This is a genomic window from Caballeronia sp. dw_276 (assembly GCF_018449635.1).
In the GTDB taxonomy this organism is placed as follows: Bacteria; Pseudomonadota; Gammaproteobacteria; order Burkholderiales; family Burkholderiaceae; genus Caballeronia.
In genome coordinates, this window is sequence record NZ_JAAVUV010000007.1 from 149,834 (window position 1) to 171,288 (window position 21,455).

Here is a 21,455-nt window from a genome sequence, read left to right on the forward strand (position 1 = left end):
CCTCATTACAGCACCTTTTTACTGTCGAGCGACTTGCCAGTTTCCTCGTTATAACGATCGACGTATTCACTCATCAGCTTGCGCAATGCGCGGCCAATCTGCTTGTAGTCGCTTTCGTTCAAATTCGCGAGCGATACGCGGCCCGACGGATGCTGCGTACCAAAACCACGTCCCGGCAACAGCACCACGCGTGCTTCCTTCGCGAGGCGGAACAGCAACTCGGACGGCTCGGTGTTCTTGAAGAGCCACTGCACGAATTCCGGCCCATACGCCCGGTTGCCAAGGAACTCGAGGTCGAGGATCGTGTAGTAGTCGACCTGATTCACATCGGTGTCGTCGAAACTGATTCCAATCTCACGATACAACGCCTCCTTGCGCCCGCGAATCAGACGCTTCAAGGCGTTCTTGTATGCCTCGGGCGTGTCCATCAGCGAGAAAAGCGAGAACAGCACCATCTGCACTTGTTGCGGCGTGGAAAGGCCCGCCGTGTGATTCAACGCAACGGTCCGGCTATCCGCCACGAGTCGGTCGATAAACTTGAGGTTCTCAGGCTCGGTGGTGATGGACTCATAACGCTCGTGCAGTTCGGCGCGTTGTTCCTTGGGGAGCTTGCGGATCAGTTCATCGATCACGTTGTCCTGATGCGTTGCGATCGTGCCGAGCCGCCAGCCCGTGGCGCCAAAGTACTTCGAGTACGAATATACGAGGATGGTGTTCCTCGGGCACAACGCGAACAACGACACGAAGTCATCTGCAAAGGTGCCGTACACGTCGTCGGTGAGAAGAATCAGCTCCGGCCGTTCTTTCACGATATCCGCAATGTATTCGAGGCTTTCGGTATCGATCTTGACCGAAGGCGGATTGCTCGGGTTGACGAGGAAGAAAGCCTTGACCTTGGGGTCGCGCAGCTTGTCGAGTTCTTCCTTCGAGTATTGCCAGCCGCGCTCGACATCTGCATTGAGATTCACCACGTTCAGCTTGTAGTCGTTGAGCGTCGGAATTTCGATGTACGGCGTAAAGATCGGCGAGCCCAGCGCGATGGTGTCGCCTGGCTTGATCAGGTGGTTTTCACGCAAGGTGTTGAAGATGTACGTCATGGCGGCGGTGCCGCCTTCGGTCGCGAAGATATCGAAATCACCAATGAACGGATGCTTGCCGATCATCTCCTTTTTCAGGTATTGCGCCACGATCACTTCAGACAGCTTCAGCATCCGGTCGGGCACCGGATAGTTCGACGCCAAAATCCCCTCGCACATTTCATAAAGGAATTCGCCGCCGTTCAAGCCCAGTTGATCGCGCACGTACGATAGTGCGCCGCGCAAGAAGTCGATGCCCGGAACACCCTTGTTGTCGCGCGCGAAAATCTCGAAGCGCTCTTCAAGCCCTTCATGTTTCGGAAATCCGCCGAGCCCTTCCGGCATGTGCGCGAATGAGCGCTCGGATTCGCGCATGGCGAACAGGCCCAATTGCCAGAAACCGTGGCGCGGGATGGTGGCAAGGAAGTTCGGGTTGCCGCGGCCTGCGTTGAGCATGGCAACGTTTGCAGGCCGGTCGACGGCACCACCGCCTGCTGCCTTGATCAACTCGTCCTTCAATTCGAACGGGCTGAGTGCCGCAATCTTGGACTGGTCTTGCGAACCCGCTTTCTTGGACTTGGACATCCGGTACCTCCAGAAATAATCGACTGCTTGAAGAGAGCGGCGCCCGTTGCCCTGGCGTCCTGCTCTCCGGGAGAAATCACATGCGCGACCGTGAGCTTTGTTTCAAGACCTGAAATAATCCTTGGTTCAATTTTGGGGCACAATCGCGATCGGGCCCAGCAAAGACAAAACTGCAATCGCTTTATATTTCGAAACAGTCCAACAATTCTTCGAAGATTGATCCTGCACCTCTTACCAATATCACGTCCGGGCCATTAAAGCGGTTCCAATTTGGCCAGGAATTTACCAGCATTAAATCGATCTTTTAAACATCGGCTTTCAAGCAAGCAGGTTTGCGTAACCATTTTCCTAAAGACCCAGGCACAAGCTCTGCGCAACATTTGTTTTCCTGGGCGCGATGCATTGCTGACCTGAAACCGCAAACCATTGAAGAGGCGCATGAAAGCCGGAAACAGCAAATCTGAAGTTTCTTCCTCCCACACTGGCTTCGTTCGTGTGCGAGGTGCGCGTGAGCACAATCTGCGCAACGTGGACGTCGATATCCCCCGCGATGCGCTCGTGGTCTTCACCGGCGTGTCGGGTTCGGGCAAATCGTCACTCGCGTTCGGCACGCTATACGCCGAAGCGCAGCGGCGGTACTTCGAGTCAGTTGCACCTTATGCACGGCGCCTGATTGATCAGGTCGGCGTGCCGGAGGTGGATTCCATCGAAGGATTGCCGCCGGCCGTGGCGCTGCAACAGCAACGCGGCACGCCGAACGCGCGGTCGTCGGTAGGCAGTGTAACCACCCTCTCTAGCCTCGTGCGCATGCTCTACTCGCGCACAGGCACGTATCCGGCGAAGCAGCCCATGTTGTTCGCCGAGGACTTCTCTCCGAACACTGTGCAAGGCGCCTGCCCCGCGTGTCACGGTCTGGGACGCGTCTACGAAGTCACCGAGAAGTCGATGGTGCCCGACGACTCGCTGACCATCCGCGAGCGTGCAGTCGCCGCGTGGCCACCCGCATGGCACGGCCAGAACCTGCGCGACATCCTGGTCACGATGGGCTACGACGTCGACACCCCCTGGCGCGATCTGCCCAAAAAAGTTCGCGACTGGATTCTCTTTACCGATGAAACGCCGACCGTCCCTGTGTATGCGGGACTCACGCCCCAGGAAACGAAAGCCGCGCTAAAGCGCCACGCGGAGCCGAGCTATCAGGGCACGTTCACGGGCGCGCGCCGCTATGTGCTGCATACCTTCGCCAATACACAAAGCGCATTGATGAAAAAGCGCGTGTCGCGCTTCATGGTAAGCAGCCCCTGCCCGACATGTCATGGCAAGAGGCTGAAGCTCGAAGCCCTGTCCGTCACATTCGCGGGACTGGACATAGCGGAGTTATCGCAGATGCCGATGGCACGTGTCGCCGAGATCTTGCGCCCGGTTGCGCGCGGCGAGTTGGCCTCCGATGTTCAAACGGGCGAAGTGCTGAACAAAAAAGAAATGCGCGACGCCGTGGAACGGCGGGTTGCATCGGGCGGATCGGCGCACAAGGCATCACCTGATATAAGACGGACAACGAATCAATCGCGCGAGAAGCAGGTCGCGGCCCAACGCATGGCGAAAGAGCTGCTCGAACGCTTGTCCACGTTGATCGACCTGGGTCTTGGTTACCTGGCGCTGGACCGGAGCACGCCGACGTTGTCGTCCGGCGAACTTCAGCGCCTGAGGCTCGCGACGCAACTGGCATCGCAATTGTTTGGCGTGATCTACGTCCTCGACGAACCGTCCGCAGGCCTTCATCCCGATGACGGCGAAGCGCTTTACAGCGCGCTGCAGCGCTTGAAGGAAGCGGGCAATTCGCTGTTCGTGGTCGAGCACGACCTTGAAATGATGCGCCGTGCCGACTGGATCGTCGATGTCGGGCCGGCGGCCGGTACTGCGGGCGGAAGCATCGTGTATAGCGGGCCACCCGCCGGACTGGCAGAAGTGGAAGCGTCGCAGACGAGACTGCACCTCTTTGGAGGGCACCGGCCCGTTGCTCGTACGAAGCGTTCGCCAACGGGCTGGCTGCGGCTTGCAAACGTCACTCGGAACAACCTGGCAGCCCTTGACGTCGCGTTCCCGCTCGGCTGTTTTACGACGGTCACCGGGGTCTCGGGGTCAGGCAAATCGAGTCTTGTGAGCCAGGCGTTGCCGGAACTCGTCGCGGAAAAACTTGGACGTCCGATCACGACCGACGCCGACGAAGAGCGCGATCCGCTTCTCGACGTTGAAGACATCCAGACCGACGGTGAAATCACGGAAGGCATGGAGAACATACGTCGTCTGGTGCGGGTCGATCAGAAGCCAATCGGCCGCACGCCGCGCTCCAATCTCGCGACCTATACGGGTCTCTTCGATCACGTTCGCAAGCTGTTCGCGGACACGCCGCAAGCGCGTCGTCACCGCTACGACGCGGGCCGATTTTCATTCAACGTCGCCAAGGGCCGCTGCCCGACGTGCGAAGGAGAAGGTTTCGTCAGTGTGGAGTTGCTGTTCATGCCGAGCGTCTACGCGCCATGCTCGACATGCGGCGGAACGCGCTACAACCCGGAGACGCTCGAAGTCAAATGGAACGAGAAGAATATTGCGGAAGTCCTGCAGATGACCGTGGATTCGGCGTGCGAGTTTTTCTTGGGCGAGACCCAGATCATGCGTGCGCTTACAGTATTGCGCGACATCGGGCTGGGTTATTTGCGGCTCGGGCAGCCGGCGACAGAGCTGTCAGGCGGCGAGGCGCAACGCATCAAGCTGGCAACGGAGCTTCAGCGCGCGCAGCAGGGAAAGCACCTCTACATACTCGATGAACCCACTACGGGCCTGCATTCCGTCGACAGCGACCGCCTGCTGATTCAGCTACAAGGTCTTGTCGATGCCGGCAACACGGTGATCGTTGTCGAGCACGATATGCGTGTGGCGGCGCAGAGCGATTGGGTTATCGACATGGGTCCGGGCGCGGGAGAAAGCGGCGGCAAGGTCGTGGCAAGCGGGACTCCGGAAGACGTCGTGAAAATGGGGGGGCGCGGCCAGACATCGAAATATCTGAAGGCTTGCCTGACGTAAAAAAGCGGTGGCCTCAGGCCACCGCTTTCGTAAAGATAAAACCAGCAATCAGTCCATCGTTTCCAGCGTCGGATAGTCTGTGTACCCTTCGGTACCGCGCGCGTAAAACGTCTCTGGAATCGGCGCGTTCAACGGAGCGTCGACCTCGAAGCGTTTTACCAGATCCGCGTTTGCGATGAACAACTGACCCCATGCAACCGCATCCGCATCTCCGCGATCGAGTGCGGCCTGAGCGGTTTCCTTCGTGAACTTTTCGTTCGCGATATACACGCCGCCAAACTCCTTCTTCAGCAACGGTCCGATCGAATCTTCGGCGACGCGCTCACGTGCAGCAATGAATGCAATCTTGCGCTTGCCGAGCTCACGCGCTACATAACCAAAGGTTGCGGCACGGTCGCTGTCGCCCATGGTGTGCGAGTCTGCGCGCGGCGCCAGATGCATGGCTACGCGATCCGCGCCCCACACTTCAATGCATGCATCCACAACTTCAAGCATCAGGCGCGCGCGGTTTTCAATCGGGCCGCCGTAGATGTCGGTACGTTTGTTCGTGCTGTCCTGCAGGAACTGGTCGAGCAGATAACCATTCGCGCCGTGAATTTCAACGCCGTCGAAGCCGGCCAGCTTTGCGTTCTCCGCGCCCTTGCGGAAAGCCGCGACTACACCCGCGATTTCATCGAGTTCCAATGCTCGCGGCGTCACATATTCTCGCTGTGGACGCACCAGGCTCACGTGCCCTTGCGCGGCAATAGCGCTCGGCGCAACCGGCAGATCGCCGTTCAGGAACAGCGGGTCCGAGATACGGCCTACGTGCCACAGTTGCAGCAGGATCGTCCCGCCCGCATCGTGCACGGCTTTTGTCACCAGCTTCCAGCCTTCGACCTGCTCATCCGACCAGATTCCCGGTGTTTCAGCGTAACCCACGCCCTGGGGCGTAACCGAGGTCGCTTCGCTCAGGATCAGACCAGCAGCGGCGCGATCAGCGTAGTACTGCGCCATCAGAGCATTAGGCACGCGTTCCTCGCCGGCGCGTTGACGCGTCAGCGGCGCCATCACAATACGGTTGCGAAGATTAAAAGCGCCTGCTTTAAGCGGATCGAAAAGATTCGGCATTTTGGAAGTAATCCTAAATAGAGTATGAGGAACTTAGGCTGATGTTTGCGTCGCGCTAAAGCGTGCGGTGCAGCTGTTCAAGAAAGGCGTTGATGACCGCGTCGTCGCGCTTGAAAAAAATCCACTGACCAACTCGTTTCGACGTAACCAGGCCTGCTTTGTGAAGCGTAGCCAGATGAGCCGATACCGTGGACTGAGACATATCGCAGCGCGCGTAGATCTGCCCCGCGCACACGCCATTCTCAAGCGGAAAATCCTGCTCGCTGAAATAGGCCCTGGGTTCGTTGAGCCACGCCAGAATCTCGCGGCGGACCGGATTGGCCAAGGCTTTATGAATAGCGTCGATGTCCATGAAAACGGCTAAAGGGGTCGGGTTGATTCCAAGAATGAATTCGCGTTGAACCGAATTGTATTTCGCAAAAAAGCGAAATACAATGAAACCACTGACGCCGTTAGGGGTAATCCCTTACATTTCTACTCGCCTTTGCGCGTATAGCGCAGCCAGACGCCATCGTTGGCCGTTTGTTCGACCGACGTCAGCGTCAGATATGCAGGTTGCTTCCACGCGTCCATTGCGACTTCGAATGACGATGGATGTTCGCTGCGGCCATCGACCAGCGGCAGGATCAAAACGCTGACTTCATCGACAAGACCGGCATTCACGAACGCACCGCTGACATGCGAGCCGCCCTCCACGATCAGCTTCTTGACACCAAGTTCCTGCGCGAGCGTTTCGATCACATGGCCCAGATCAATATCTGTCTTCCCGCCGAAGACATATGACACGCCAATCGACTGAAGGTACGCAAGATAGTCGTCCGCCACCTGCTCCGTGACGACTTCAATGATGTGCGACTTCAACGCCGTGTCCGATTTCCACTCGACCAGCCCCTTCGGATCGATGGAAATGGCGTACTGATCAGGGTCGCGTTTTGCGAAATGATTCTTACGGGGCACGGGTTCTTCCGCAAGGCCTTTTGGGTATCCATCGCCATGCGCGATTTCCTGCATCGTGACGCGTCCGCAGATCCAGCCGTTGGCTTCGAACGTCGCAGCGGTGCTTTCGTACAAGTCGGAGGCGAAGTCGAGGTGCCAGCCATCGGTCAGGCTGCGGCCATCGACGGACGACATCATGTGGCAAACAATATAGGGCTTCATGTGAGACCTGAGTTGGGTTGAACAACCGCGTTGCAGCAAATAGCATTCCGCAGCGTCGAAAGGCAGAAATACCGTTTCGTCTTGTTCATCGGAAAGCGATGAGCGATGGGCATAACGCTTGCACCTCAAACGTGAGAAACCGCCATTCCCGAGCGGTTTCCTTTAATACATTGGAGATGACATGAGCCTCGCCGATACGATCAAGGGCGTTGTTGGGATGGACCCGACCGAGCATGCCGACGCCGACATGAAGGACGTGCTCAACGCATTCAAGAGCCTGAACGCGAAGCCAATCGAAGATTGCACCGCCGACGAAGCGCGCCAGCAGCCCACGGTAACCAACGCCGTGAAAAAGCTGATGCAAGAACGTGGCATCACACCGCCAGCAGCCGTTCAGCAAGTACAGACACAGGACATCACGATCCCGGGCGCAGCCGGCGACAATCCCGCGCGCATCTACAAGCCTGCGGGCGAGGGTCCGTTCCCTGTGATCCTGTATTTCCACGGCGGCGGGTTCGTGATCGCAGACCTCGACGTGTACGATGCAACCCCGCGTGCCATCGCCGCGCAGACAAACGCAATCGTAGTGTCGGCGCATTATCGCCAGGCGCCGGAGCACAAGTTTCCCGCATCGCACGAAGACGCGTTTGCCGCGTGGAAATGGGTCGTCGATCATGCTTCAAGCCTGGGTGGCAACCCGGCGCGCATCGCGGTGATGGGTGAAAGCGCAGGTGCGAACTTGGCCGTGAACGTGTCCATCTATGCACGCAACGCCGGCTTGCAACTGCCCTTGCATCAGGCGCTGATCTATCCGGTTGCAAGCAACAATGTGATGTCGATTTCCTATGAGGAAAACCGCCACGCAAAACCGCTGAACAAGCCAATGATGTTGTGGTTCGTCGATCACCTCATCAACGAAAAAACCGACTTGAAGAACCCGTTAATCGATGTAGTGAGTGCCGATCTAAACGGTCTTCCGCCGACAACCGTGGTCACGGCCGGCATCGACCCATTGCGCTCCGACGGCGAAAAACTGGCGGAGCAATTGCGTGATGCAGGGGTGGACGTCGAACATCAAAACTATCAGGGTGCAACTCACGAGTTCTTCGGCATGGCTACGGTCGTGCAGGCTGCACGCGATGCCCAGGCATTCGTCGTAGAGGCGCAGAAGCGGCACCTGGGATAAATAGTTTGCTGGTACCGGGCGGCGGGTTGTGGTTTCATCGTGCTTCGACCCACTCGCTGGCCGCCCATGGACCTGAAGCAGATTCAATATTTCATCGCGCTGTTTGAAGACGGCTCGGTCACGCGCGCGGCGAAGCGGCTCAACATCGTTCAGCCCGCGCTGAGCATGCAGATTTCCAGGCTCGAGGCCGAGCTGAACCAGCCGCTCTTCGAGCGCGGTCCACATGGCATGACGCCCACCGAAGCGGCGCGCCTGATGTATCGGCTATATGTACCGATCATTCGCGATATCGATCACGCCCGCGAGCAGCTCAGCAGCAGCGACGTGATTGTCACGGGACGCGTGTCGCTGGGCATGGTCGCATCGGAAGCGGAAAGCGTGTTGCCCGAGTCGCTCGCGACCTTCAACGCGCTGTTTCCGCAAGTGGAGGTGTCGGTGGCCGACGGCTTCAGCGCACAACTCATCGATGCGGTCGAAGCCGGCCGGCTCGACGCCGCGGTCATCAACAAACCGCGCGGTCGCCTCACGCTCGATACACGCGCTTTACTCGATGAAGAAATGGTCCTGGTGGTCAGCGCAGCGCACGGACGTGTTTTGCCCGATGCGATCGACTTGTCCGATCTCGGCGATCTCGAACTCGTGCTGCCCACCAGACGCAACGGCTTGCGCGGCGCGCTCGATGCCGCGCTTCTCAACGCGGACATCGTGATCAAACCGAAGTTCGAGATCGACTTGCTGACTACAATTGTGCAGTTCGTGGAACAGAGTAGCGTCGCGACCATCATGCCGCGCGTCGTCGTGCAGCGAAAAGTGGACGAAGGCGTGCTGCGAATTCACCGCATTGCCAATCCGGTTATCGTGCGGCAGATCGTGTGCGTCAGTCATCCGAAACGACCACTTGGCGCAGCCGCCATCGCGCTCATTGATATCATCACCGAAGACATCCGCCGCGTAACCACCGCACCCTGAACAATCAGTGCACAGCCTGCGCATTGTTCTCCAGCTTGCCGCGCGTCTCCGGAACAATGAACGCGCCGACCAGGAAGATCACGCTGATCACGCCCACGAAGATGGCGAGCGTCATCGGCAATTCGCCCGGATCCTTCGCGACCAGCGACACAGCCGTCGGCATCATTCCGCCAATAGCAAAGCCTATGTTCCACGACAAGCCTGTACCCGTTGCGCGGATCGCAGTTGGAAAGCGTTCGTTCAGGAAGATGAGGATAGGCGCATAGCCCGCGCTGCCGAGCGCGCTTAGTATCACGGCGTACAGGCCGATCATCGTGATGCTTTGCGCAGTGGGCAACAACAGGAACAGCGCGGGTAACGCGACCAGCCGTACGAGCCCGATCCAGATGAACGCGCTCTTGCGGCCAATGAACGTGCTCAGGTGTCCCGCCGCAACCGATGCCACCAATACCCCGACGCTCGCGATCATCAGGATGGCGGCCGCCGCGCCGTTAGGCACGTGGCTCACCACCTTGAGGAAAGTCGGAAGATACCCCGACGTCAGGTAGTAGCCGCTGCCCCCGCCGATGGTGAGAAGCAGGTTCACAAAAAGTATGCCGCGATACTCACGTGAAAACAGTGTCTTGATCGGCGATCGAATCACTTCAACCGGCAATGATGGATCACGGTTTGCGGCCTTCGCTGCCTTCTCGGCTGCAAGCTTTTGCCACAGCGGCGATTCTTCGAGCGTGTTGAACACGAACAGGCCGAGTACCGAACTGATGATCCCGGTAAAGAACATACAGCGCCATCCCCAAACATCGAAGAGATCGCCTGGGAAGATCGCCGACATGGTCAGGAATACGATGGACGCCAGCAACGCGCCAAGCCCCGCACCGCCACCACCGATCAACCCCGACACCGCGCCACGATATTTGGGCGCGACCGATTCCGTGCCAATGGTATGCGTTGATGCAACCACGCCGCCCACGAACACGCCCTGCACGAGTCGCAGCAGAAGAAACAGGATCGGCGCGATCAGGCCGGCCTGCGCGACGGTAGGCAACACGCCAAAGAGCGCCGTCGATATCCCCACGCCGACGACCGCGAGAATCATCGCACCCTTGCGTCCATGACGGTCCGCGTAAGAGCCGAACCACGCCGAACCGAGCGGCCTCATCAACAGCGTCACGGCAAACGACGCATACACTGCCGCGAGCGACAACATTGCGTGCTCGGACGGAAAGAACAGACGGCCGACCACCGGCGCGACATACAACAGCACGAACAGATCGAACAGATCGAGTGCCCAACCCAGGCACGAGGCTACTACCGCACCCATGACCTGCCGCGAGTTAACCTCGGGCACGGCGGCGCTTTCCTGAGCTGCAACGGACATTGTTATCTCCTTGAAGGTCGCGGCGCCGCCTTATGGAAGACGCCGTGTTTATGGCACGTGTTTGTTGTTCGTGCTCTTGTTGTCGTTTATGAAATCGTTGTATGCAGATAGATCGTCTTGTTACTTGCAACGCTGGGCGCCCGCTCGCGTAGCATGGTGTCGGCGATTTTTTCCGCAATCATGATGGTCGGAATATTCGTGTTGGCCGAAGGCAAGCGCGGCATCAGCGATGCATCGACAACACGCAGGCCGTGTGCGCCGTGAACGCGGCCTTGTGTATCGACGACGGCGCCAGGATCACTTGAAAGGCCCATACGGCATGTTCCGCTCGCGTGCCACACGCCGAACACATTCGCGCGGATAAACGCGTTCAACGCGTTGTCATTGGCAAGCAATGAAGCCATGTCCTGGCCGCGCGTGAAGAAGCGTTCGATAAACATCCGGCGTACTGGGGTGGGTGTATCGAGCAGCGCACCAAGCAGTGACGTCAAGATCGCATTGCCCTTGCTCACGCGACTCAATGCCTTGACGCGTGGCGAAAACGCAGCTGGAAAAAAGTCTCGCCGATCGTGGCCCAAGCCCGACGCTTCGACCACTTTCACGAGCATGCGAACACCGGCAGCGAGGCGCGCGGTATCGCGCTCATCGTCAAGCAGATTCAGGTCTACACGTGGAGCGATGGCAGAATCGGGGGAAACCAGTTGCACACGGCCGCGGGAATACGGCCGGTTGCACCACAAGAAAAACAAACCGAGGCGATTGCCGAGCGCATGCCATGCGGCACGCGTGGCACTCGACAGATACATATCCGAGACATCACACCCGTCTACGCCCGACGTGAATCGCGCAGCCATCATGCTCGCGCGGCGGCGCGTGAGCGGCATGCGAAAGCGCGGTTCGAGGAAGTGGCAAAACGTCAGCGACGGATGGTCCTGAAGGTTCCTTCCAACGCCGGGCAAATCGATCGCACAACGAATGCCGAGGGCATCGAGGTCTTTCGAATCGCCGATGCCAGCACGCAACAACATGGCGGGAGACTGCAAAGCGCCCGCCGCCACGATCACCTCACGGGCATCGAATCTGATTTTTTCGCCGTTCGATGCAACCGCGACCACGCCTTGAGCCGTAACACCATTCATCACGATGCGTTCAACGCGCAGGTTCGCGAATATCGAGAGGTTCGGCCGCTTGCGTGTGGTGGCGTCGAGGTAAGCCGTCGCCGTGGTTACGCGGCGGTCGTTGAAGTTAGAGAACGCACCGGGAAAGAAGCCGTCAACGAATTCCGCGTTCTGGTCATGCAGCGTTGCGAATCCATTGCTCTTCAAACCCTTCGCGAACGCGTGGCAAAACGGCGGCCACTCACCGGACATGATGCGGCGGATCGCAATGGGGCCGTCCTTGCCGTGCAGCGGGTCGTCGGGAAAATTTGCGTCGCGTTCCAGCTTGCGAAAGTATGGCAACACATCGTCCCACGACCAACCCGTGGCACCGCTTGCGGCCCACTCATCAAAGTCGCGCGGCAGACCACGATTTGCCGATTGCACGTTGATGCTCGAGCCGCCGCCCATCACACGGCCTTGCTCGTAGATACGTTCAGCGGCCTGCCTTGTCGCCCGTGCTTTCAATCCTGGCCAGATATAGGTATCGCCGCAAAACACGGGCATGGGATAGCTGTCGAGGATGGCTTCGGGCACGTTGTCCGGCGGCGTATCCGCGCCTGCTTCGATCAACGCGACGCGTAGCGACGGCACGGCCGAAAGCCGATGCGCCAACACGCATCCCGCCGATCCGCCGCCCACGATCACGTAGTCGAACGCCTCCATGCCATGACTCCCCTATCGTTTGGATTCAGCTGCCGCGAAATACCGGTTTGCGTTTGCCGTGAAATGCTTCGACGCCTTCGCGGAAATCATCCGATGTACGCAGCCGGCTATAGCTATGCCCTTCAAGTTCGATGGCAATAGACAACGGTGCATCTTCGGTGTCGTTGAGCAGCTTCTTCGCCGTGCGCTGCGCCAAAGGCGAAAACGCGCGCAGTTCATCAACCAGGGAATCGGTCGCGGCTTCGAGCTGCGCGTCGGCCACACATTCCACTGCAATGCCCCATTCATAAGCCTGCTTGCCCGGAATGCGGCGCGAGCGCATCACGATGTCCTTGGTCCTGCCCACGCCCACCATTTGCTGCAAGCGAGCCGAGCCGCCCGAGCCCGGGATTTGGCCGAGCTTCTGTTCAGGCAGCGCGTAGAATGTGGTGTCGGTCGCAATACGAAAGTCGCACGCAAGCGACAACTCGAAGCCCACGCCAAAACAAAAGCCGCGGTTCGCCGCGATCACCGGCTTGGAACAGCGTGCGGGGGCCGCAATGTTCCAAGCGAGTTTCGAAACATGTTCCGGCGATGCCTCAAGAAAGCCCTTGATGTCGCCGCCGCTGGAAAAATGCTCGCCGTTCGCGCGCACGACGATCACGCGAACGCGGTCGTCTTCATCGAGCGCTTCGAAGGCCGCGCGCAACTGGTCACGCGCGTGCATGGAGATAACGTTCAACGGTGGTCGATGCAAGATGATGTCGGCGCGCTCGCGTTGTGCATCGACTTCAATCGAGAAGCCGTCCAGATCCTGCAGCAGCGTCTGGCCACGATGGGTCAGTTCGGTCATTGCCTACTCCTTCGTTGTTTCTATGGGGTTGATCGAGGTATCGACGTCGTATTCACCGGCCGAAAGCTTGCGGCGCAGGATCTTGCCGACGGGAGATTTTGGAATGTCGTCGACGAAAACATAGTCACGCGGCCGCTTGAAATTCACGAGGTCAGACTCGCGGCACCAAGCGTCGAGGATCGCGGAATCAACGAAATCGCGGCGCTTGATGAAGGCCACCACGCGCTGGCCCCAGCGCTCGTCCTTGACGCCGGCGACCGCAACTTCATCCACGGCAGGATGCAAAGACAAGACAGATTCGATGTCCACCGGCGAGATGTTTTCGCCGCCGCTGATGATCATGTCGTCAACGCGGCCGCTCACGAAGAGGTCGCCGTCCTTATCGAAGAAACCGGTGTCGCCGGTGAAGTACCAGCCGTCGCGCAAGGATTTCGCATTCGCGTCCGGGCGGTTCCAGTAGCCCTCGAAGGCTTCGTCGCCAAGCAGGTCCGCGATGATCTGACCTTCCTCGTTCACCGCTGCAAAGTCCGTTGGCGTGGAGGCATCGAGCTTGACCACACGCAGCCGCGTATTGATTCCGGCGCGCCCCGCACTGCCCGGTTTGCGCATCGCGTCTTGATCGATGCTGAATGTGTACACCTCGGACGAACCGTAGTGGTTCACGAAAAGCTCTGGTTTGAATGCGGCGGAGAGACGCTTCAACAAGCCGTCACTCATCGGGGCGCCGGCAAAACCCAGCTTCGTGACCGAGCGTGTTGTTGCGTCTGCAAAACCCGGAGCTGCGAGCAGATCGTGATAGAGCGTCGGCACGAGATACAGGCACGTCAGTCTGAATTCATTGATCGATGCAAGCGCCTGTGCCGCGTTCCAGCGGCGCACGCAAACGAACAGCCCGTCAACAAGCGCCATGGCGAGCAATGAACGCACGCCCATGGTGTGATAGAGCGGCATGACGCCGAGCGTGCGCTCGTTGTATCGATACAGGTTTTGCGCAACGTGTGCGAGCGCTGCGGCACGCTCGTGACGATGACGTCGCGGCACGCCCTTTGCCTTGCCGGTTGTGCCCGACGTATAGAGGATCAGCGAGACATCGTCAGCGGTGGCTTCGGTCGTGGTGTTCGCAGTGTACGCGTCCAGGAGCGTTGTGAACGAAAGCGTGCCGCGTGCGTCGTCCAGTGCAATGCATGGGATCTTCTGCGCGGCTTCACTGCCTTCGACGGCGTCTGCGGAAACGGGTTCGAACACGATTGCCTTCGCACCGGAATCGGTTACGCAATAGTCGAGTTCGTCCGGCTTCGCGCGCCAGTTCAACGGCGTCATGACGATGCCTGAAAACTGGCAAGCCCAATGCAGCGTCGCCATTTCCCAGCGGTTTTGCAGCACCACGAGCAGGCGATCGCCGGGCTGAACGCCCACATCGCGCAATCCGGCAGCAACGCGGAGAATGATTTCGTACCACTGCGCATAGGTCAGCCGTACGTCGCCATCCACGAGTGCAAGCGTGTCCGGGCTTCGCTCGACGCTCTGCAAAAAGGTTCGGCCGAGATCAAGCATGTTCCGGCTCCTTTCTATTTCGACTGGCGGCAACGTCGAGGACGGCGGCAACAATGGGCGTATAGCCCGTACATCGGCATAGATGGCCGGAAAGCATTTCGCGTACATCAGTCTCAGTGGGTTCCGGCACGCGTTTGAGATAGTCCGCACACGACATCAAGATGCCCGCCGTGCAAAAACCGCACTGCAATGCGTGATGGCGCTGAAAAGCTTGCTGTAAGTCCCCAAGCGTCTGGTCCGGCGCGAGACCTTCGACGGTATCCACGCGGCGGCCTTCGACTTGCACCGCAAGCATCAGACATGACCGCGCCGCGATGCCATCCACATGCACGGTGCATGCGCCGCATACGCCGTGCTCGCAGCCCACGTGCGTTCCAGTTGCGCCCAGCTCGTGCCGCACGAAGTCCGACAGCAGGTCGCGCGATTCGCAATACCCGGTGCGTTCGCGTCCGTTGAGCGTCAGCATGATCTTCCGGCGTTCGCCGCGATCCAGCTTGATTGATGATGTGTTGCTCACTTCGCCTCCTCGATTACGCGCCATCCAAGTTGCCGCACAAGATGGCGTCTATACGTAGCGCTGACATGGGCGTCGTCCTGCGCATTCAACTTCCAGCTCAGGTCATTCAGCGCGCCGCGCAAGTCATCGCCTTTCAGATGCGGCCAGTGTTCGACCACGGGTCTGTCCGCAACACCGCCAACCGCTATGCAGATGGATGTATCGGTGACGATCGCAGCGCACGCTACCATCGCGAAATCGCCATGCCGTGCAGAGAATTCCGTGAAGCCGTATCGTTCGCCTGCCTTTTTCAGCGGGAAACGGACGGCTTCGATGAGTTCGTCGGGTTCGCGCGCCGTCATCAACATGCCTTGAAAGAAGTCGTCTGCTTTCAGCGTGCGTTTGCGTTTTTTCGATCGCAGCATCACGTCGCCGCCAAGCAGCGAGAGCACGAGCGGCAACTCCGCGCTTGGATCGGCGTGGGCGATCGAACCGCAAACCGTGCCGCGATTGCGGATCTGGAAGTGGGAGATATTCGGAAAGGCGAGCGCGAGCAGCGGCACTTCATCGCGTAACGATGCGCGCCATTCCACGCTGCCTTGCGTCGCCGCCGCGCCGACGACCAGATGGTCCCTTTCGATACGCACCGCTTCCAGATCGGCCGTGCGCGAGATATCGATCAACACACGCGGCTGCGCAAGTCGCATGTTGAGCACGGCCATCAACGACTGGCCGCCAGCCAGGATGCGCGCGTCTTCGCCGGAATGCGCGAGGGCATCGAGCGCTTCATGTGCAGTCGCAGCGCGCAGATAATCGAATGGTGCAGGTTTCATGAGCGCCTCCTGAAACGGCCGAGGAGGCGTCCAAGCCACGAGCCGCTATTGGCCTTTACAGGTTTCCCCGCAGCCTGCCGCCCCAGCGATTCGAACAGTTGCCGCAACACGACCTTCGCCGCGCCTTCGAGCATCCGGCCGCCGACCGCCGCGACCTTTCCCGAGACTTGCGCCTCGTAGTCGTAGGTCAGCCGCGCGCCTGTATCGATAGGCGTTAGCTCCACAAGGCCATTACCCCGTGCACTGCCAAGCGATGACATCCCCGCGCCGGCGAGCCGCAAACGATGCGGTGGATCGAGATCGGACAGTCCGATCTCTGCTTCAAAGCGCGCCTTGATCATGCCGACGCCAACAGTCACATCCGCACGATATGTGTTCTCGCCCTTGGCTTCGAGCGCGTGGCACCCCGGGATCACCTTGGCGAGCGCCGTCGGGTCGAGCAGCACCGCGAAGATGGCCTCGGGCGTTGCCGGCAGATCCACGCTGCCCTGCGCGGTCAGCGCCTTGGCGCCGGGCAATGCCGGCTTCTTTTGCTGCGCTTCGCGGAACTCGGGCCGCGATGGTTCCGGATCATCGATACCAATCAGCCCCATCACCTTCGACGGCGTCAGCGGCAAGCGAATGTCATCGACACCAAGTGCGTCCGCAACCGCATTCGCCACGCACGGGGGCGTGCTCATGTTGTTGCCTTCGCCCAACCCCTTCGCGCCAAGCGGCGTGAATGGCGACGGCGTTTCCAGATGAACGATGATCGGATCGGGCACTTCGCAGGTGGTCGGCATCAAGTAGTCGGCCAACGTTCCCGACTGAAAACTGCCGTCCGAACCGTAGCGAAACTCTTCCATCAACGCCGCGCCGAGTCCTTGCGCAAACGCGCCGCGAATCTGACCGTCGGCGAGTGCGGGATTTAGCAACGTGCCGGCATCGTGCGTGGTTACATAACGGTCGATACGCACCCGCCCCGTTGCGCGATCCACCTCCACGCCACACATATCGAACGCAAAACCATAGGCCGCCGATGTATTGATGCGATCCTGTTCGTCCGGCGCATCCATGTTCGGCGGGGTCCAGAACACCGTCTCGCGCAAGCCCGGCTCTTCGCCTGCAGGCAGCAACGCGGGCGCCCAGTGAGGCGCATTGCTCGCCACGCGACCAAAGGGCATGGCATGGTCTTCATCGCCATCTCGATAGATTCGTCCGCCTTCGAAACGGATATCCTCGGGCTTGCATTTCAGTTGCGACGAGACAATGCGCGCGAGCTTGTCCCGTACCTTGACGGCCGCGAGATGCACCGTGCCCGCGACCGCGCCGGCGAAGCGGCTCGAATAGTTTCCGGCCGCGACCGACCACGCGTCCTTGTGGGTATCGAACTCCACGTTCACCACGATTTCATGCGGCGACAGACCAAGCGCGTCGGCCACTACTTGCGCGCACACCGTCATATGTCCCTGCCCCGCCGGCGTGGATGCGATTGTCACGACCACGCCGCCCAGCAAGTCCACGCTGACCGTTGCGCTCGCAATCGCGCCGCTTTTCGGACCGGCTTTCTTACGTGCGTCGACGGGCATCACGGTCGTGATGTAACCCATGTTCGATACCGAAGGCTCGACGATCGCAGCGAAGCCGATTCCGTACAAACGTCCTTCGCTGCGCGCGGTATCGCGGCGCGTCTTCAGTTCTTCGTAGCCGCCTTCGGCAATCGAACGTCTCAATGCTTCCTGATAGTTGCCCGAATCGAGCAACGCACCCGCCGCCGCGCGATACGGGAATGCATCGGCGGGAACGAAATTGCGGCGATACACATCGAGCAGGTCGAGATTCAACTCGATCGCGATGCGTTGCATCAACCGCTCGAGCGCAAAGTAAACCTGCGGCCCGCCAAAGCCACGTACAAGGCCCGTAGGCGTCTTGTTTGTCAACACAACCCGGTTGCGCACGAGCAGGTTCGGAATGTCATAGGCACCTGTCAAGCAGCCGTGCATCCGATAGAACGTGGCAGGTTCCGGCGCGCGCAGGTAACCGCCGCAGTCCTCAACCTGATCGTAGTTCAGCGCGGTGATCCGGCCATCGTTTTCGACCGCGGCTTCGAGCGTCGTAAAGCGTGCGGTGGCCGATGTCGCCGCGCTCAGATGTTCGAGCCGGTCCTCGACATACTTCACCGGCGCGTTCGCCTTGCGCGATGCGAGGCACATCAGCACCACATACGGAAACACGGCCTGCTTGACGCCGAAGCTGCCGCCCGAATCGCGCGGCGCTTTATGGCGAAGCCGGTTTGCCGGCACGTTCAGCGCGAGCGCCATGACGGCATGCAGCGAGAACGGGCCCATGAAATTCGACGTGACGTCGTAGCCTTCATCGCCGGAAAGATACTCGGCAATCACTAAGCCGCATTCGATCGGCGCACACGTGTTGCGCGGATAATGCGCGTCGATCTTCACGCGATGCGGCGCGTTATTGAAGGCAGTTTCGGGCTCGCCATAACGGAAACTGCGGTCGCTGATCACGTTGGTTTCTACGCTCGGATGCAGCACGCACGCATCGTCCTTCAATGCACCTTCAATGGATGTCACCGGATCAAGCGTCCGATATTCCACCTTTATCAGATCGAGCGCATCTTCGGCGAGCGCCCGCGATTCGGCCATCACGACCGCCACCGGTTCACCCACATAACGCACACGGTCCATCGCGAGCGACCATTGCTCCATCTTTGATTTGACGCCGACCACGAACGGTCGCGACCACGCTCGAAGGTCGTCGCGCGTCAACACTGCGCGCACGCCTTCAGCACTCACCGCGTTGCTCGTGTCAAGCGAAACCAGTTCGGCATGCGCGTGCGGGGAGCGAAGAACCGCCGCGTGCAACGTACCGGGCTTGGTGCCTATGTCGTCGCCATAACGGCCACGGCCTGTGAGGATTGCGGGATCTTCGAAACGTTCGACTGACTGCCCGACATGGCGCTTCGGCCGCGTGTCATGCGCTCCCTCCACGACGTCCGACGCGTGCGCGTTGATTGCAGCAATGCCAGCCTGTTCACGCTGATTCATTCGTCGGCTCCAGCGTCACCGCGCGAACCGAATTCATCGGCAAGACCGTTCCAGCGTTTTTCAATCTCGCGATGCTCGACACCGAATAGATCCAGAATACGGCCTACTGTATGGTTCACCACGTCGTCGATGGTTTTCGGATGCGCATAGAAAGCGGGCACGGGTGGCATCACGATCGCACCCATTTCGGTAGCAAGTGTCATGTTGCGAAGATGCGCGAGATTGAGCGGCGTTTCGCGCGCCACGAGGACAAGCCGGCGGCGCTCCTTGAGCATCACGTCTGCGGCGCGGGTCAGCAGATTGTCGGAGAGGCCATTTGCCACGGCGGCAAGGGTTTTCATCGAGCATGGCGCGATCACCATCCCGCTCGTGACAAACGAACCGCTCGCAATCGATGCCCCCACGTCGCGAACGTTGTGCACCACATCGGCAAGACCGTCGAGGTCGTTGCGCCCCATACCCAGCTCCTGCGCAGCCGTCACCGCGCCCGACGCCGACACGATCAGATGCGTTTCATGCGTGCCGATCCGGCGCAGCGCTTCAAGCAGCCGCACGCCGATCATTGCGCCGCTCGCGCCGGATATGCCGACGACGATACGCTGGAGCTTTTGCGTGCTCGTCATGATTGGCTCAAGTAGGTATCGAACGCGGCGTTATCTGCGGCCGTGAGCGTTTCCAGATCGACCGCGTCGTGACCCGGAATACGCACACGGGTAAAAACGTGACCCGCATAAACGACCGGACGCGTGGCGTCGAGTCCCATTTTCGTGCTGATGCCTTGCAGATGCGATGGTGCATCTTCAGGTTCGCCAACGGTTGTCGACGGGTCCAGAGGCGAACCTTGCGCGCCTGGAATCAGGACGAGATCGCGGTCGGCCTGAAAGCGTGTGGCAATCGCCCATTCAATTTCAGCGGGATCGTAGATATCGACGTCCGTATCCACGACCACCACTTGCTTGATGTCGTAATGCGCGCCGAAGGCGCACAGGATCACGTTCTTCGCTTCGCCTTCGCGCTTCTTCGCAAACTGCACCCAGAGGTGGTAACGGCATACGCCGCCAACCGAAAGATGCACGTCGGTCACACCAGGATGACTGCGCTGAAGATGCGACAACAGCGTCGCCTCGCGCGGAATCGCGCCGAGCAGCAAGTGCTCCATCTCGGCAGGAACAATCGTGTGATAAATCGGATTCCTGCGGTGCGTCACTGCCGTCACTTCAATCACTTCACGCGCTTCCTGCGCGCTGTAGTACTTGGGGAATTCGCCGAAGGGGCCTTCCGCTTCGCGCACGTCCGGCAGGATACGTCCCTCGATCACAATCTCCGCGAAGGCCGGCACACGTACCTGGTTAGTGACGCACTTCACCACTGGCAAGGGCGCGCCATGCAACGCGCCGGCAATTTCGAGTTCATCGAAATCGATGGGTGAAATTGCTTGCGACGCCAGCATGGTGAGTGGATCGACGCCGATTGCCACGGCAACATCAAGGGCATCACCCGCGGCTTCTGCCTCTTTCTGGAATGCATGAAGATGACGCGGCAACAACAGGATCGCCATGCGGTCGCGCGCGTGAACCTGAATGCGATTGATCGATACGTTCTGCACACCCGTGCGCGGATTGCGCGCGATAACCAGCCCCGCGGTAATGTAAGGACCGTTGTCGTGTTCGCTATGCGTGGGAATGGGCAGCAGCGCGTGAAGGTCGATGCCATCGGTATGTACGACCTGCTGACAGGCAGCTTCGCGCGAGACGATTTCGGTCCATGGCAGCGGGTTGTCGGCGGCATCGCGAAAACGTTTCAGCAGGTCTTTCTCGGCCACGCCCATTGCTTCCGCAATCCACGCGCGCTTCGACATGAAACCGCTGACCACGGGAATTGCATGATCTCCGGGAGCAAGGAACACCGCTGCCTGCTTGCCATCGAGCCGCTTTGCAATTGCCGCAAGCTCGTGTTTCAGCGATACCGGCTTGTCGATCGTGGCCACGCGTCCGGTGGCCGAAAGATGCGCCAACCAGCCGCGCAGCGAAGCTATGTCGAAGTCCCGTTTGTCTGGTGTATGGGTCTCGCCACCGTGCGTTGCGGCTTCGCGTTGATTCATGTCTCGTCTCCTTGTTACTGAATTGAAGGGTAGCGAGATGGCGATATAACTTCTAATACTGTTTTTTGATGTCGTCGATCATTCGCGGTGATATCCGTATTTGCCCCAATGCAACCACCGGCGCGCTGAGATATCACTATGACGCGCCCTGGCGCAGAATGGTCACCTACGATGCAATGATGAAAACGCGCTGCTTCATTAGACTTATTGATGCCCTTAGAACTCG

General features: G+C 59.5%; 16 protein-coding genes. 3 read left to right on the forward strand and 13 right to left on the reverse strand.

All coding sequences use genetic code 11. The annotated features are described in order from the left end of the window. Positions 1-5: 5 nt before the first annotated feature. Positions 6-1,661 carry a bifunctional aspartate transaminase/aspartate 4-decarboxylase gene (locus HB633_RS16665; RefSeq protein ID WP_213779277.1) on the reverse strand — a complete coding sequence of 552 codons (1,656 nt, stop codon included), beginning with the start codon at positions 1,659-1,661 and terminating at the stop codon, positions 6-8. Between the two features lie 438 nt (positions 1,662-2,099). Here HB633_RS16665 and HB633_RS16670 point away from each other — a divergent pair, with 438 nt between their 5' ends. Beyond that, a complete protein-coding gene (locus HB633_RS16670) occupies positions 2,100-4,745 on the forward strand; it encodes an excinuclease ABC subunit UvrA (RefSeq protein ID WP_213779278.1) in 2,646 nt (881 codons plus the stop codon). Positions 4,746-4,793: 48 nt separating this feature from the next. Here HB633_RS16670 and HB633_RS16675 read toward each other — a convergent pair whose 3' ends face one another. From HB633_RS16675 to HB633_RS16685, 3 genes are all read right to left on the reverse strand, one after another. After that, entirely contained in the window at positions 4,794-5,855 is a 1,062-nt protein-coding gene (locus tag HB633_RS16675; protein WP_213779279.1) for an alkene reductase, read from the reverse strand. A gap of 55 nt (positions 5,856-5,910) precedes the next feature. Continuing rightward, a complete protein-coding gene (locus HB633_RS16680; protein WP_213779280.1) occupies positions 5,911-6,207 on the reverse strand; it encodes a metalloregulator ArsR/SmtB family transcription factor in 297 nt (98 codons plus the stop codon). 122 nt (positions 6,208-6,329) lie between these two features. Then, positions 6,330-7,013 carry a dihydrofolate reductase family protein gene (locus tag HB633_RS16685; RefSeq protein ID WP_213779281.1) on the reverse strand — a complete coding sequence of 228 codons (684 nt, stop codon included), beginning with the start codon at positions 7,011-7,013 and terminating at the stop codon, positions 6,330-6,332. A 181-nt stretch (positions 7,014-7,194) separates the two neighbouring features. Between HB633_RS16685 and HB633_RS16690 the strand changes: the two genes are divergently transcribed. Both HB633_RS16690 and HB633_RS16695 read left to right on the forward strand, forming a co-directional pair. Beyond that, positions 7,195-8,199 carry an alpha/beta hydrolase gene (locus HB633_RS16690; protein ID WP_213779282.1) on the forward strand — a complete coding sequence of 335 codons (1,005 nt, stop codon included), beginning with the start codon at positions 7,195-7,197 and terminating at the stop codon, positions 8,197-8,199. 66 nt (positions 8,200-8,265) lie between these two features. Next, complete coding sequence (locus HB633_RS16695; protein ID WP_213779510.1) at positions 8,266-9,168, forward strand: LysR family transcriptional regulator; 903 nt, start codon at positions 8,266-8,268, stop codon at positions 9,166-9,168. A gap of 4 nt (positions 9,169-9,172) precedes the next feature. On the opposite strand, the gene HB633_RS16700 is transcribed toward HB633_RS16695, so the two are convergent. From HB633_RS16700 to HB633_RS16740, 9 genes are all read right to left on the reverse strand, one after another. Further along, entirely contained in the window at positions 9,173-10,546 is a 1,374-nt protein-coding gene (locus HB633_RS16700; RefSeq protein WP_213779283.1) for an MFS transporter, read from the reverse strand. Between the two features lie 86 nt (positions 10,547-10,632). Beyond that, a complete protein-coding gene (locus HB633_RS16705; RefSeq protein ID WP_213779284.1) occupies positions 10,633-12,369 on the reverse strand; it encodes a GMC family oxidoreductase N-terminal domain-containing protein in 1,737 nt (578 codons plus the stop codon). A gap of 25 nt (positions 12,370-12,394) precedes the next feature. Then, a complete protein-coding gene (locus HB633_RS16710; RefSeq protein WP_213779285.1) occupies positions 12,395-13,201 on the reverse strand; it encodes an enoyl-CoA hydratase-related protein in 807 nt (268 codons plus the stop codon). A 3-nt stretch (positions 13,202-13,204) separates the two neighbouring features. Beyond that, on the reverse strand, positions 13,205-14,755 hold the full coding sequence (locus HB633_RS16715) for an AMP-binding protein (RefSeq protein ID WP_213779286.1): 1,551 nt from the start codon (positions 14,753-14,755) through the stop codon (positions 13,205-13,207). Then, positions 14,748-15,221, reverse strand: a complete 474-nt coding sequence (locus HB633_RS16720) for a (2Fe-2S)-binding protein (RefSeq protein WP_255580984.1) — start codon at positions 15,219-15,221, stop codon at positions 14,748-14,750. Before HB633_RS16720 ends, HB633_RS16715 begins: the two co-directional genes overlap by 8 nt. A gap of 47 nt (positions 15,222-15,268) precedes the next feature. After that, complete coding sequence (locus HB633_RS16725) at positions 15,269-16,084, reverse strand: FAD binding domain-containing protein (protein ID WP_213779288.1); 816 nt, start codon at positions 16,082-16,084, stop codon at positions 15,269-15,271. Further along, positions 16,081-19,128, reverse strand: a complete 3,048-nt coding sequence (locus HB633_RS16730) for a molybdopterin cofactor-binding domain-containing protein (RefSeq protein ID WP_213779289.1) — start codon at positions 19,126-19,128, stop codon at positions 16,081-16,083. The genes HB633_RS16725 and HB633_RS16730 overlap by 4 nt, the downstream gene beginning before the upstream one ends. Next, complete coding sequence (locus tag HB633_RS16735; protein ID WP_213779290.1) at positions 19,125-19,751, reverse strand: UbiX family flavin prenyltransferase; 627 nt, start codon at positions 19,749-19,751, stop codon at positions 19,125-19,127. Before HB633_RS16735 ends, HB633_RS16730 begins: the two co-directional genes overlap by 4 nt. Next, the gene (locus tag HB633_RS16740; protein WP_213779291.1) at positions 19,748-21,229 is read right to left on the reverse strand and encodes a UbiD family decarboxylase; all 1,482 of its coding nucleotides are present in this window, start codon (positions 21,227-21,229) and stop codon (positions 19,748-19,750) included. The genes HB633_RS16735 and HB633_RS16740 overlap by 4 nt, the downstream gene beginning before the upstream one ends. Between the last annotated feature and the right edge of the window lie 226 nt (positions 21,230-21,455).